16 protein-coding genes and 4 tRNA genes are annotated in these 13206 nt (G+C 47.4%); 17 read left to right on the top strand and 3 right to left on the bottom strand.

What is annotated here, in order from left to right:
* Positions 1 to 20: 20 nt before the first annotated feature.
* The 14 genes from lepA to atpG all read left to right on the top strand — a co-directional run bounded on the left by lepA (position 21) and on the right by atpG (position 9206).
* Positions 21 to 1793: a translation elongation factor 4 gene (gene lepA, locus WDN47_01145; protein ID MEJ0021166.1), complete on the top strand. Its 1773-nt coding sequence runs from the start codon at positions 21 to 23 to the stop codon at positions 1791 to 1793.
* Between the two features lie 96 nt (positions 1794 to 1889).
* The gene (locus WDN47_01140; protein MEJ0021165.1) at positions 1890 to 2267 is read left to right on the top strand and encodes a septum formation initiator family protein; all 378 of its coding nucleotides are present in this window, start codon (positions 1890 to 1892) and stop codon (positions 2265 to 2267) included.
* The gene (locus WDN47_01135; protein MEJ0021164.1) at positions 2264 to 3103 is read left to right on the top strand and encodes a peptidylprolyl isomerase; all 840 of its coding nucleotides are present in this window, start codon (positions 2264 to 2266) and stop codon (positions 3101 to 3103) included. The genes WDN47_01140 and WDN47_01135 overlap by 4 nt, the downstream gene beginning before the upstream one ends.
* Positions 3104 to 3231: 128 nt before the next feature.
* A tRNA-Gly gene (locus WDN47_01130) sits at positions 3232 to 3305 on the top strand.
* 161 nt (positions 3306 to 3466) lie between these two features.
* Entirely contained in the window at positions 3467 to 3883 is a 417-nt protein-coding gene (locus tag WDN47_01125; GenBank protein ID MEJ0021163.1) for an NUDIX domain-containing protein, read from the top strand.
* A gap of 29 nt (positions 3884 to 3912) precedes the next feature.
* Positions 3913 to 3988, top strand: a tRNA-Thr gene (locus tag WDN47_01120).
* Positions 3989 to 4002: 14 nt separating this feature from the next.
* Positions 4003 to 4407, top strand: coding sequence for a hypothetical protein (locus WDN47_01115; GenBank protein MEJ0021162.1), 405 nt, complete (start codon positions 4003 to 4005; stop codon positions 4405 to 4407).
* Positions 4408 to 4487: 80 nt separating this feature from the next.
* Positions 4488 to 4724, top strand: coding sequence for an AtpZ/AtpI family protein (locus WDN47_01110; protein MEJ0021161.1), 237 nt, complete (start codon positions 4488 to 4490; stop codon positions 4722 to 4724).
* On the top strand, positions 4721 to 5557 hold the full coding sequence (gene atpB, locus WDN47_01105; GenBank protein ID MEJ0021160.1) for a F0F1 ATP synthase subunit A: 837 nt from the start codon (positions 4721 to 4723) through the stop codon (positions 5555 to 5557). The genes WDN47_01110 and atpB overlap by 4 nt, the downstream gene beginning before the upstream one ends.
* Before the next feature lie 78 nt (positions 5558 to 5635).
* Positions 5636 to 5854: an ATP synthase F0 subunit C gene (gene atpE / locus WDN47_01100; protein MEJ0021159.1), complete on the top strand. Its 219-nt coding sequence runs from the start codon at positions 5636 to 5638 to the stop codon at positions 5852 to 5854.
* Positions 5855 to 5922: 68 nt separating this feature from the next.
* Positions 5923 to 6414: a F0F1 ATP synthase subunit B gene (gene atpF, locus WDN47_01095; protein ID MEJ0021158.1), complete on the top strand. Its 492-nt coding sequence runs from the start codon at positions 5923 to 5925 to the stop codon at positions 6412 to 6414.
* A gap of 36 nt (positions 6415 to 6450) precedes the next feature.
* Positions 6451 to 6849 (top strand): ATP synthase F1 subunit delta, encoded by a 399-nt coding sequence (gene atpH / locus WDN47_01090; GenBank protein ID MEJ0021157.1) that lies wholly within the window; start codon positions 6451 to 6453, stop codon positions 6847 to 6849.
* A gap of 1 nt (position 6850) precedes the next feature.
* Positions 6851 to 8344, top strand: coding sequence for a F0F1 ATP synthase subunit alpha (gene atpA, locus WDN47_01085; GenBank protein ID MEJ0021156.1), 1494 nt, complete (start codon positions 6851 to 6853; stop codon positions 8342 to 8344).
* Complete coding sequence (gene atpG, locus WDN47_01080) at positions 8337 to 9206, top strand: ATP synthase F1 subunit gamma (protein MEJ0021155.1); 870 nt, start codon at positions 8337 to 8339, stop codon at positions 9204 to 9206. Before atpA ends, atpG begins: the two co-directional genes overlap by 8 nt.
* Positions 9207 to 9276: 70 nt before the next feature.
* On the opposite strand, the gene WDN47_01075 is transcribed toward atpG, so the two are convergent.
* Positions 9277 to 9558 carry a hypothetical protein gene (locus WDN47_01075; GenBank protein MEJ0021154.1) on the bottom strand — a complete coding sequence of 94 codons (282 nt, stop codon included), beginning with the start codon at positions 9556 to 9558 and terminating at the stop codon, positions 9277 to 9279.
* 112 nt (positions 9559 to 9670) lie between these two features.
* Here WDN47_01075 and atpD point away from each other — a divergent pair, with 112 nt between their 5' ends.
* The 3 genes from atpD to WDN47_01060 all read left to right on the top strand — a co-directional run bounded on the left by atpD (position 9671) and on the right by WDN47_01060 (position 12954).
* On the top strand, positions 9671 to 11032 hold the full coding sequence (atpD, locus tag WDN47_01070) for a F0F1 ATP synthase subunit beta (GenBank protein ID MEJ0021153.1): 1362 nt from the start codon (positions 9671 to 9673) through the stop codon (positions 11030 to 11032).
* Between the two features lie 99 nt (positions 11033 to 11131).
* Positions 11132 to 11575, top strand: a complete 444-nt coding sequence (atpC, locus tag WDN47_01065; GenBank protein MEJ0021152.1) for an ATP synthase F1 subunit epsilon — start codon at positions 11132 to 11134, stop codon at positions 11573 to 11575.
* On the top strand, positions 11575 to 12954 hold the full coding sequence (locus tag WDN47_01060) for a CCA tRNA nucleotidyltransferase (GenBank protein MEJ0021151.1): 1380 nt from the start codon (positions 11575 to 11577) through the stop codon (positions 12952 to 12954). The genes atpC and WDN47_01060 overlap by 1 nt, the downstream gene beginning before the upstream one ends.
* A 75-nt stretch (positions 12955 to 13029) precedes the next feature.
* On the opposite strand, the gene WDN47_01055 is transcribed toward WDN47_01060, so the two are convergent.
* Both WDN47_01055 and WDN47_01050 read right to left on the bottom strand, forming a co-directional pair.
* A tRNA-Asp gene (locus WDN47_01055) sits at positions 13030 to 13107 on the bottom strand.
* A 1-nt stretch (position 13108) separates the two neighbouring features.
* Positions 13109 to 13184 (bottom strand) — tRNA-Met (locus tag WDN47_01050).
* Positions 13185 to 13206: the final 22 nt, after the last annotated feature.

Genomic DNA, 13206 nt, shown 5'->3' with positions numbered 1-13206 from the left:
ACTATTCATTAAAAAGGAACATGCAAGACAAGATCCGCAATTTTTGTATCATCGCGCACATAGACCACGGCAAGTCCACATTGGCTGACCGGTTCTTGGAATTTACTTCAACTGTAGAAAAACGGAACATGAAAGAGCAGCTGCTGGATACCATGGATCTGGAGCGCGAGCGGGGAATCACCATCAAGTTGCAGCCGGTACGCATGGAATGGAAGGGTTATATTCTGAATCTGATTGATACTCCAGGGCACGTGGATTTTACGTACGAGGTTTCCCGCTCCTTAGCAGCGTGTGAAGGCGCGATTTTGGTGGTTGATTCTACTCAAGGAATTGAAGCGCAGACTTTGGCCAACATTCATTTGGCCCAGGCCCATAATTTGAAAATCATTCCGGTGGTAAATAAAATTGATCTGCCGAATTCTGACCGTGAAAAAACCGCGGAGGAGATCAAAAAAGCGTTCGGCTTCACGGATGAAGAAATTTTGTATGCCTCGGGCAAAACCGGCGAGGGAGTGGAAAAGATTCTGGAAGCGGTTATTGCCAAAGTTCCCGCTCCGACGGGAAATCCTGATAAGCCCTTGCGCGCTTTGATCTTTGATTCCACTTACGATCAGCACCGCGGCGTGGTGACATTTGTGCGCGTGGTCGACGGCAAATTAATAAAAAATGAGAAGATCCAAACTTTCGGAACCAAAACCACGGCAGAGGCTTTGGAAGTCGGATTTTTCCATCCGAAATATTTTCCGTCAAAAGAATTGAACACAGGCGAGGTCGGCTATATTGTCACAGGTCTTCGCGATGTCAGAAAAGCCCGCGTTGGCGATACTATCTCAACTGCCGGGGCAAAAGTTGAACCGCTACCGGGATACAAGCAGATCAAACCCATGGTCTATGCGTCTATCTTTCCGACTGCAGGCGATGATTATCCGCTGCTGCGCGATGCCATAGATAAGCTGAAACTCAATGACGCGGCGTTGGAATTTGAACCGGAAAATATCCCGGCTTTGGGCTTTGGCTTCCGCACGGGTTTTCTGGGGCTTTTGCATATGGACATTGTGCAGGAGAGATTAACGCGCGAGTACGGTTTGGATCTGGTTTTGACCGCGCCATCGGTTGAATACAAGATCAATCTGAAAAATCACAGATCAAAGATCATCCACACGCCGGCCGAATTGCCTGACCCGTCTTTGTTTGAAAGCATTGAGGAGCCCTGGGTCGATATAGAAATATTGGCGCCACAAAAGTATATCGGCGGCATCCTGGATTTGATCACCGGCCGGCGCGGCATTTATAAGAATATGGAATATCTGAGCAATGAGCGGGTTTTGATCACAGCGGAAATGCCGCTTGCCAACATCATCATAGATTTCTATGATAAGCTGAAGAGCGTATCTTCAGGTTATGCCTCGCTGAATTACGAGTTGCTTGACTATAGGATCGGAGATCTGGTGAAGCTGGATATTTTGGTGGCCGGCGAAAAAGTCGATGCATTGTCCATGCTAGTTCATCGGGACATAGCGGAAAGTGAGGGAAGGTCATTGGCCGAAAAATTAAAAAGCCTGATTCCCCGCCAGCAGTTCGAAATTGCCGTTCAGGCCGCGATCGGCGGTAAGATCATAGCCCGTGAGACGATCCCGGCCATGCGCAAGGATGTGACCAAGGGTTTGTATGGCGGGGACGTAACGCGCAAAATGAAGCATTTGGAAAAGCAGAAAAAAGGTAAAAAGCGCCTGAAGCGCATCGGCCAGGTCGACATCCCGCAAGAAGCATTTTTGGCCATTCTAAAAAAATAACGTGCTCAATCGAAAAAAATTCCAAAAAGTAATAATAATATTTGCAGTATTCATGATCCTGGCCATGATCTTGTTCACATTAATCCCGTTTTTCTCATGAGTTGGAACGGTTTTTTCAAATCGCGGCTGACCACCTGGGGCATGAGCATTGTTCTGTTGCTTGTAATGGTGTTCGCGGCGAAAATCCTGATCCAGAAATACCAAGTGGATAAAGAAACCGCCAAGCTGGAAAATCAGGTCCAAAAGATCAAACAGGATAACCAGCAGTTGAGCTCTCTTATCCAATATTACGGTTCGCAGGATTATGAGGAAAAAGCCGCGCGGGAAAAATTGAGCCTGCAAAAAAACGGCGAATATGTGGTCGGTTTGCCTCAGCAAGATGAAACAAATCCAAGCACTCAAACCAAGACCGGCAGCGGCTCTAATTATAAAAAATGGTTTAATTATTTTTTCAGCCAGACGTCCGGGCGATGAAGAAAAAACGTTTAAAAATCCACTACCCGGTCGCAGTTGCAATTGCTGCGGTTTTGCTTTCCCTGCTCTTGGCGTATGGAACCAATTTTTCCGATCCGGTCTCGGTTTTATTCAAAAACCTCTATCCGCAAGTTATCATAGGCAGCGGCCAGATCTCCGTTGCTTACTGGGATCAAGCCCATATTATTGCCCAAAGATTGGACACAAATGCCAGTGCGCAAAAAGTTTCAGACCAGCTAGTAAAAGTTAAAGAAGAAAGCCTGTTACTTGATAGTCTGAAAGTTTCTTATAGCAGCCCGAACCAAAATGATGAATTGAACTTTTACAAAACGGGTAAAGAGCAGCAATACAAAAATTTGCTTGAAAAAGATTTCAATTCAAACGAGAATTTGTTTACGCAATTTGTAGTTAAGCCGGAAGTATACGATGCGTTGCTGCGGATGAAATATAACTCCGATTTTACCGCCAATGCTGATGCTTATGCCAAAGCGGCGAGTATTTTAACGCAGATCAAAAACGGCCAGTCTTTCGACCAGCTGGCAAAAACCGAAAGCGATGACAAGGTCACAGGCCAGTTGGGAGGCGATCTGGGGTTTGTAAGCCGAGGCCAGCTGCTGCCGGAATTGGAAAAAGCGGTGATGAATGCCAGCCTGGGTCAGGTTGATCCCAATATAGTGGTCAGCAGGCTTGGTTATCATATTATTTATCCTGTTGAATCAGCGGATATAAACGGAGTGAAAAACTGGCATGTCAAACATATTTTCGTTGAAACCAAGGGATTTGACAACTGGCTAAACCCGAAGCTAAAAGGGTTTTGGGTCTGGCATATAAAATAGAATATAATATTAACACGAAAAAATTGAGTCGCAGACCCGCAGGGTCGAGAACAATTTTTTCGAGAGGAGCAGTGTGTAGACCGTAGTCCCGATCAGAATCGGGATGGAGCGTCTACTAACTGCGACGAGCGGGATTAGTACAATGGTAGTATGAGACCTTCCCAAGGTTTAGACACGGGTTCGATTCCCGTATCCCGCTCCAGAGAATTCACTAAGTAACAATCGGAATCGAACGGGCAGCAGTGAGCCGGCACATAAGTGCATGGCGAACGCCGACGGGAGCGAGGAACGCAGCTTCCGGCGCTGCCCCGGACGCGAGCGCGTAAGCGCGAGCCTGAGATTCCCGTATCCCGCTCCATAAATATGCCAGAAGATAAATTATTTTTCGTAGGACAAAAAGCTTTTATTGAAAAAAATGGCGAGGTGCTGATTTTGATCACTCCTGTGGGATTGGATTTTCCTGGCGGCAAAGTGCAGGAGGGTGAGAAGGATTTTGTTGAATCTCTAAAGAGAGAGGTTAGAGAAGAAACGGGTTTGGAGATTGAAGTCGGGTCACCGTTTGCTACTTGGCTATTTGAATATCCAGCTGACCATAAAAAAAGGCCAGGCCAGCAGATTTATCTGGTTGGATACAAATGTAAGTACCTTTCCGGCGAAGTACAATTAAGTGAAGAGCACGAAGAATACCAATGGGTAAATAAGGATAATTTTACACAAATGAATAGGAATCCCGCCGCTTATTTTGAAACACTTGAAAGGTACTTTAAAATCTTGAATTAAGTCCAGATATAAAATATAATTAGTTGTTGGCCGGCGTAGCTCAGTTGGTAGAGCAATGCTTTCGTAAAGCAGAGGTCGACAGTTCGATCCTGTCCGCCGGCTCCAGAATTACCAAAAACATGAAAAATCCAGAAAGCAGTTTAGAACAGCCGCCAATAATAAGAATAACAGAAGACCGGGAAGTTATAGCGCGCAAGCTTGAGGAGTATATGGGACGATTGGACAGATTTAAGGCGCCGGAAGCCCAATTTGACGCTATTTACAAAATTGAGATCATTAAAAGACTTTTGGAAAAAGGCGAAGTTAATATCTCTGATCTTTCAAAAGAGTTGGCGGATAAATACGGCGTTTTTGATGCTAATCTTTTTGACAATGCCTGCAAGGTCATTGAGGATTATGCCACCACCGGCGGCAAACATGCTCATGGCGGAACCGGCCTGCATGGTGATAAGAAAACAACTGAAGATGTCGAGAATGACTCTGATGATGAAGGAAACGATAACGGACCCGGAAGAGTGATGTAAAAAGTCAAGACCCCTATTTTTCCCCCGGCTTGCCAAATGTGGCTTTTTTTGTTAAAGTATACGCGCTTCTTTAAAATGACATGCCAGATTTAAAGCCTAAACCTGATAACACACCCAACAAGTGGGCATTGGTGAGCTTAGCTACTGAAATGGGCTTTATTATTGCCTTGCCTTTACTCGTATTTGCGCTTGGCGGCAAATGGCTGGATGCGAGAATGCATAATTCCACGCCTTGGTTTACGCTTTTAGGAATACTTCTAGCCATTACTTCAACCACGATCTGGCTGACCAGAAAAATTAAAGACTTGATCAAATGATGTTTGCTTTGCCGCCGCTAGTCGCGGAACCAATTTTTCACCTCGGGAATTTCGCGGTCACTAACACGTATATCAATTCGTGTTTGGCTGTGGTCTTTTTCTTCATCATGGGATTGATCCTCCGCAATAAAACAGCGCTCATTCCCAGAGGCATACAGAATGTGGCTGAAGGGATCCTGGAATTTATCCTGGGCTATGTGGATGGCGTGACGAAAGACCGAAAAAAATCATTGAAATTCTTGCCCATCGTGGGCGGATTATTTTTATTTATCCTGTTTTCCAACTGGATCGGTTTGGTTCCGGGTACGGGTTCCATCGGCCGCCATTTGCTGGTTGAGGGCCATATGGAATTAGTGCCCTTGTTCCGGCCGGCAAACACTGACCTGAACATGACGCTGGCTATGGCGGTATTTGCGGTGGCCGCATCCCACATTCTCGGGATCATGGCGATCGGGTTTTTCCGTTACGCAAATAAATTTATCAAACTTGGCGATATCGTAAAATCTTTCAGTAAAGGCGGCATCAGCATCATGGTCGCTTTCATTGAATTCGCGGTTGGCCTGATCGAGATCTTCTCCGAAGTCGCAAAAGTCGTGTCGCTCTCTTTGCGTTTATTCGGCAACGTCTTTGCCGGCGAGGTCCTGTTGACCGTGCTGGCAAGCCTGATCGCTTTCCTCGTGCCGCTGCCGTTTATGTTTCTGGAGCTGTTGGTCGGGTTGGTCCAAGCCACAGTGTTTGCGATGCTGACCTTGGTTTATCTGACCATGGCCACAGCCCCGCTTCACGGACATGACTCAAACGTAGAAACTCTGGCGCCGGAGAATGCACATTAATTAATTTGAATTCAACGCCGACCCAATAAACCAAAAGTATTAACGGTCGAGCAATTGAAGAAGAAAGGTAAAATTAATATGACCCCAGAAATGGTCAAGATCATGGCCCAGGGCGCCACAATCGCCATCGGCGGTATTGCTCCGGCCATTGCGATCGGCCGAACGGCTTCAAAAGCCATGGAATCCATCGGGCGCAACCCGGAAGCTGCGGACAAGCTGTTCGTGCCAATGCTTTTGGGCATGGCGTTTGCCGAAGCTATCGCGATTTACGCGTTGGTTATCGCATTTATTTTGTAGATCTTTTTTGCCCAGCCCTTGCGTGCAAGAGCTGGGTAAGGCTAGGTTTAAAAATTATTAGGATAAATATGTCAGTATTAGGCACATTGGGAATAGATTGGAAATTATTTTTAGCGCAGTTGGTTAACTTCGCCATCGTTTTATTTGTTTTCTGGAAATGGGTGGTCAAGCCTTTGGGAGCAACTCTGACGAAAAGAACAGAAAAGATCGAACAAGGCTTGAAGAATGCCGAACATATGGAAGCGGAGAAAAAGAAATTCGAGGAATGGAAAACATCTGAAATGAAAAAAGTCCGCAGCGAAGCCGATCATATTTTGCGGACCACCACTGATACGGCGAATAAGATCAAGCAGGAAACGATCGTGGAAGCGCAAAATCAGGCCAATAAAGTTTTGGAGCAGGCGAAGTCCAACATTGAGAGCGAGAAAGTCCAGATGATGAAAGAAGCCAAGACGGAACTGGCGACTTTGGTCGTAGCGGCATCGGAGAAAATCCTGCGCGGCAAGCTCGACCCGAAAAAAGACCACGAGCTGATCGAAGGCAGCATGAAAGGGCTTTGATATGCAGTGCATATCAAAGCAAATTAATAAGCATTTATGAAATTTACAGCCAAGCAATACGCCGAAGCTTTATTTGAATCATTGGAAGACACAGATCCCAAGCACATAGATATAATTCTCGATAATTTCGTCGCTGCCATGTCGGAAAACAATGATTTAAGGATGTTTGATGACATTGCTTCGGAGTTTCATAAACTGGAACTGGCAAAAAAAGGGATCAAAGAAGTGGACGTGACCAGCGCTAAACCTTTGAACAAAGAAAACGAAGAGCAGATCTTGGATGAACTGAACAAACTCGCTAAAGGGCATTACGAATTAAAAAAGAAGGTGGATGAGCAGTTGGTAGGCGGCGTGGTCATAAAATTTGACGACAAAATGATCGACGCTTCGGTGAAAAATAATTTAGAACAATTAAAGAATGAATTAAACAAATAATATGCCCGACATCATCGCACAACTTAAAAACCGGATAGAAGATTTTCAGACCAATGCCAAACTGGAAACAGTAGGCACTGTTTTAAGCGTCGGTGACGGTATCGCCAAGGTCGCGGGCCTTTCAAACGTTAAGGCCTCCGAAATGCTGGAGTTTCCCGGAGGTATTGTCGGAGTTGCCCTGAACCTGGATCAGGATTCGATCGGCGTGATCTTGCTTGGTTCAGACACGAGCATCAAGCAAGGGGATAAGGTCACTGCCACGGGCAAACTCCTGTCAGTACCTGTGGGCGAGGCCTTGGTTGGGCGCGTTGTGAATCCTCTGGGCGAGCCTTTGGACAATAAAGGCGGGATAAAAGCCGATAAGCGCTATCCTGTGGAGAAGATCGCGCCTGGGGTTATTGAAAGACAATCGGTCAATGAGCCGTTGCAGACCGGCATTAAAGCGATCGATGCCATGATCCCCATCGGCAAAGGACAAAGAGAATTGATAATTGGCGATAGGCAAACCGGAAAGACCGCCATCGCGATTGACACCATCATCAACCAAAAAGGCAATGATGTCATCTGCATTTATGTTGCCATCGGGCAGAAGGAATCAAAAGTTGCAAGGATCATGGCGGAACTTGAAAAGCACGATGCTCTCAAACACACGATAATTGTGCTGGCCGGCGCTTCTGACCCCGCGGCTCTCTCGTACATCGCGCCGTTTGCGGGCTGTGCTATGGGCGAATACTTCATGGATCAGGGCAAACATGCCCTGATAATTTACGATGACCTGTCCAAGCATGCCGTGGCTTACCGCGAGATTTCTCTGTTGCTCCGCCGCCCTCCGGGCCGCGAAGCATATCCCGGCGATGTTTTCTATCTGCATTCGCGCCTTCTTGAGCGCGCGGCCAAAATGAGCAAGGCCAAAGGCGGCGGCTCACTCACGGCTTTGCCGATCATTGAAACACAGGCCGGGGATATGTCAGCATACATTCCCACAAACGTCATTTCGATCACCGACGGCCAGATCTATCTGGAAACCGACCTGTTTTACCAGGGCATCAGGCCTGCGGTAAACGTAGGCTTGTCGGTCTCACGTGTAGGATCGGCCGCACAGATCAAGGCGATCAAAAAAGTCGCAGGCAAACTTCGCCTGGATCTGGCCCAATACCGTGCATTTGCGGCTTTTGCGCAATTTGCCTCGGACCTGGACCCGCAGACCAGGGCCCGCATTGAGCTCGGATTGCGCATGACCGAAATTTTGAAACAAGATCAGTACCAGCCAATGCCGGTGGAACATCAGGTAGCCGTTCTTTATGCCGGTGTTAACGGCCTTTTGGATGACGTCCCTGTTGATAAGGTCAAAGATTGGGAAACTAATTTCCACAAATTCCTGGATATCCAGAAAAAAGATCTGCTTCGATCAATTGCCACTGAAAAGGAATTGAATGAAAAGAGCGAAACGCAATTAAAGAAAGCGATCGAGGAGTTTAAAAAATCTTATGGCTAATTCCAAGGAGATCAAACGCCGGATAAAATCCGTCACCAGCATCGGCCAGATAACCAAAGCTATGGAATTAGTATCGGCCGCCAAAATGCGCAAAGCACAGGTTGCGGCCACTTCTTCCCGTCCGTATGCGACTTTGTCGTCCCAGCTTTTGAAAAATCTGGCGGCAAAATCCGATCTGAGCAGCAATCCGCTGATCAACCGCGTTTTGCCTGATGATCAAAAAATCCCGGTCCAAAAGATCCTGGCCATTCTGGTTTCCTCAGACCGCGGTCTGGCGGGAGCGTTCAATGCCAATGTCATCGGTAAAGCTTTAGATCTTTTGAAAGAGAACGGTTCCGAAAAATTCGATTTTATCACGATCGGCAAAAAAGGCGCGGATGCGATCAGAAGGTCAGGGCACAATATCGTGGCCGCGTTCCCGGCCAAAGACAAGGTCAGCTTCACTGATTCAAAGGCCATCGCGCAGATCGCCATCCAGGATTTTTTGGCGTTCAAATACGAAAAAGTTTTCATAATCTATACGGATTTCGTTTCAACTCTGGTTCAGCGCCCGAATATTCTCCAGCTTTTGCCGTTTTCATCCGAAGGGGAGGAGATAAAGCAGGATCTGCTGTTTGAGCCGAGTCCTGCTGAAGTGCTGGAAAGTTTGATAACCAGGACCGTAGAATTTGCGGTTTACCAGACACTGGTTGAGGCGGCTGCTTCCGAACATTCCGCCCGCATGGTGGCCATGCGCAACGCCAATGATGCGGCCGCGGATCTCATCGAAGATCTGTCGTTAAGTTTTAACCAGGCCAGACAGGCGGGGATTACAAGAGAATTATCTGAGATCTCCGCAGCTAAATTGGCGATGGAAGAGTGAGTTCTTTTGTAAAAAAATAGGCGCAGAGGATTGATGGCTTTGAAAGCCAAAATCGAACCGCGCCCTAAGGTCAGAAGGTCTCGTCGATGAGCCGGGTAAGGATCGGCCGAAGGATCTTCCTGAATTCGCTGCTGTCGTTGGCGATTACCTCACCCTTTTTTACCCCCAGAAGAGTGACATCATTTCCTTTGCGGAGCATGACCACCAATTCGATCTGCGGATCGCGTCCCGCAGCGTCGAATATATCGTCGAGAGCCTGACGGTATTTCTCGGGAGTGGATTTGCTTCCTTCTGCCGCCGCCAACTTCCGGCAGAAATTATCGAGGGGGCCGGCGGGGGCTTTACTGGCCATAGGAACCTCCATGAAATTGTGCTTTGGCTGCGCTTGCCATATTATTGAAACGTCGTTCATCCGCAATTTGTTTCATGGCAATATATGATAAAATTAATCTGAAAGGAATCAAGTGTCAAAAGGAAAAGTTACACAAGTTACGGGCGCGGTTGTGGATGTGCAGTTTGAGCGCGACCTGCCGGCTATTCGCAATGCATTAACAGTTCTAAATGAAAATAAGACTTTGGTTCTGGAAGTCGCGCAGCACATTGGAGCCGGCCAGGTCCGGACGATCGCCATGGGCGCAACCGACGGGCTGCAAAGAAATCTGGAAGTCACGGACACGGGCGCGCCGATCACTGTCGGGGTCGGCAAGGAGACGTTGGGCCGCATGTTCAACGCGCTTGGCGAGCCGATCGACGGCAAGGAAGCCATAAAAAGCAAAACCAATTATCCGATCCACAGACAGGCTCCGGAATTTGCCAAACAATCCACAAAAGCCGAGCTTTTGGAAACCGGGATCAAAGTTATTGACCTGATCGCGCCGATAGTTAAGGGAGGCAAAGTCGGCTTATTCGGAGGCGCAGGGGTCGGCAAAACAGTCATTATCACCGAGCTTATCCGGAACATTGCGGCGGAGCACGGCGGCGTTTCGGTTTTCGCCGGCGTCGGCGAACGGTCGCGCGAAGGAAACGATCTTTATTATGAGATGAAGGAGTCGGGTGTCTTGGCGAAAACTTCCCTGGTCTTCGGCCAGATGAACGAACCGCCGGGCATTCGCGCGCGCGTAGGCCTAACCGGCGTTACCATGGCGGAATATTTCCGCGACGTGGAAAAACAGGATGTGCTTTTGTTCATAGACAATATTTTTCGCTTTACCCAAGCAGGCTCCGAAGTATCCACTCTGCTTGGCCGTATTCCTTCGGCTGTAGGATATCAGCCGACCTTGGCCACTGACATGGGCGCTTTGCAGGAGCGCATCACTTCCACGACCGACGGCTCCATCACCTCTATCCAGGCGGTGTACGTGCCGGCTGATGACGTGACCGACCCGGCTCCCGCCACAACTTTCGGCCATCTGGATTCCACTGTACAGCTGTCCCGCGCCCTGACCGAGATCGGAATTTACCCGGCTGTGGATCCGCTGGATTCAACTTCAACCGTGCTTGACCCGAACATTGTCGGCAAAGAGCACTATGATGTTGCCCGCGGTGTGCAAAAAGTTCTGCAGAAGTATAAGGATCTGCAGGACATCATTGCCATTTTGGGTATAGAAGAACTGTCTGATGACGATAAACTTACGGTCAATCGCGCGCGCAAGATCCAGCAATTTTTATCCCAGCCGTTCTTCGTAGCCGAAACATTCACCGGCAGATCGGGAAAATACGTGCCTCTGAAAGACACGATCCGAAGCTTCCGCGAAATTCTTGACGGCAAACACGATGCCAAAGAAGACGGCTCATTCTATATGAAAGGTTCAATTGATGAAGTTTAAGATGACATGCGAAGCATGTCATCCCGGACATGATCCGGGATCCAGATATTAGGCTTAATAACTGGATCCCCGCTTTCGCGGGAATGACAGAAAAATTCTATGAAATTCAAAATAGCCACACCAGAGCGCATCATGCTGGAAACCGAGGTTGAGTCTTTAACTTTGCCTACAACCATGGGAGAGATCACGATCCTGCCTCATCATATTCCTTTGGTGGCGAATTTGGCCGCAGGCGAGATCCGATACAGATCCGGGGGCAAAGAGAATTTTTTCGTGGTCTCCGGGGGCGTGATAGAGGTCAAGAACGGCAACGAGGTCGTGGTTTTGGCTGACACTGCGGAGTTTGGCCCGGAAATAGATATTCAAAGAGCGGAACAGGCAAGAGAAGCGGCCAAAAAATTGATGCAGAAAACCGTTAGAGATGAAACAGCATTTGCGGGAGCAGCGGCCGAGCTCTCAAAAAACAGCGCGCGCCTGCGCGTGGCCAGAAAGCACCGCACGCATACGCATCAGAATCTGGAATCAGGAGTACTGAAAGAATAATGAAAATCAGTTTCAAATTAAGAAATGAATTAGATAAAGCAGGCCTGAAAGTTGTAAAGTTCCTCCACGCAAACAACTTTCAGGCCTTTTGGGTTGGAGGAATTGTCCGCAATATTATGCTGAAGCGCGAAAGTGATAATGTTGATATTGCCACTGACGCTCTGCCGGATGAGATCGAAAAAACGCTTCAAGCGACAGGCATAAAAACTAAACCTGTCGGCAAACAATTCGGTTCGATTTTAGCAATTGTTGACTCGTTTCCTATTGAGATCACAACATTCCGCTCCGAAGGGCGGTATTCCGATAAACGCCACCCTGACCAGGTGCAATTTATCCGGGAATATTTGGATGATGCAAAAAGGCGGGATTTTACCATCAATGCTTTATATTTTGACCCGGTCAAAAAAGAGCTTTATGATCCGGCAAACGGATTGAAGGATTTGAAAGGCAAAATATTGCGATTTGTGGGTGATCCCAAGAAACGCATTGACGAAGATGCTTTGCGCATGCTTCGTGGGGTCAGATTGGCAACTCAGCTTGGCTTCAAACTGGAAAAAAATTCGTTCGCCGCGGTCAAAACGCGGGCTAAATATATCCAGGAAATATCGGGTGAGCGGGTAAAAGCGGAATTGGATAAAATTTTGCTTTCAGAGAACCGAGTCGAAGGGCTGAGATTGTTGGATAAAAGCGGGTTGCTGAGATTTATTATCCCGCAATTTGAAAAACTGAAAACTGTTCAGCACAGATCCAAGCTCCATCATTTGGAAGGAGATGTGCTTACGCATACGAATAGAGCATTGGAGCTCTTGCCGGACAATAGCCCGACCGAGCTTATTTACGCAACGCTATTCCATGATACGGGAAAAATCATCAAGCCGACGAAAGTGTTTAAAGATAATGAAACAAGGTTTTCTTTTATCGGGCATATTGATTTATCTAAAGAAATTTTTGATAAATTTGCGTTGAAATTCAGGTTTCCAAGCAAACAAGCGAATTTGACCAGCTGGCTTATTAAGCATCACGATGACAGATCCCCGTTTAAAAGTTGGAATGAGAGTCAGCAGCTTAAATATTTGATGGTTCCGAACATTGAGTTGCTTTTGGAATTGTGGCGGGTAGACTCTCTGGCAAATACGCGTTCGATCAGAGGCAAGCTTTTGAATCAAGTTTCGTCAGCTTATACAATTGGTAAGAAACTTTTTGGTCTTGTCGCAAGCAAGCAAGCAATAATAGATAAGCTGGCTCGGGGAGGTTTGATCATGAAATACACCAAGCTTAAGCCCGGTATTGAGGTTGGACAAAAAATTGAAGATGTAAAAATCCAAATTGTCTTAGGCAAAATAAAGAATGAGAAGGAACTTCGCGCCTATTTGAAATGATTTTTGTCCCACTTTCTGCTCGTACGAGCAGAATATTGAACAAAAAACACCTCAAAATAAATGAGATGCTCTTTGTGGCGGGTCCGAAGGGATTTGAACCCTCGATCTTCCCCGTGACAGGGGGACGTGTTAACCGGGCTACACCACGGACCCATGGTGGCTGGGGTGGGTTTCGAACCCACTACCTCGGGCTTATGAGTCCCACGCTCTACCGATTGAGCTACCCAGCCGTTATCGCCTTCGGCCTGCGAC

The sequence above is a fragment of the Candidatus Doudnabacteria bacterium genome (assembly GCA_037200925.1).
Classification (GTDB): domain Bacteria; phylum Patescibacteriota; class Doudnabacteria; order UBA920; family O2-02-FULL-48-8; genus JBDTSL01.
Note: the sequence above shows the minus strand (reverse complement) of the source record. Positions and strands in the feature narration are given on the sequence as shown.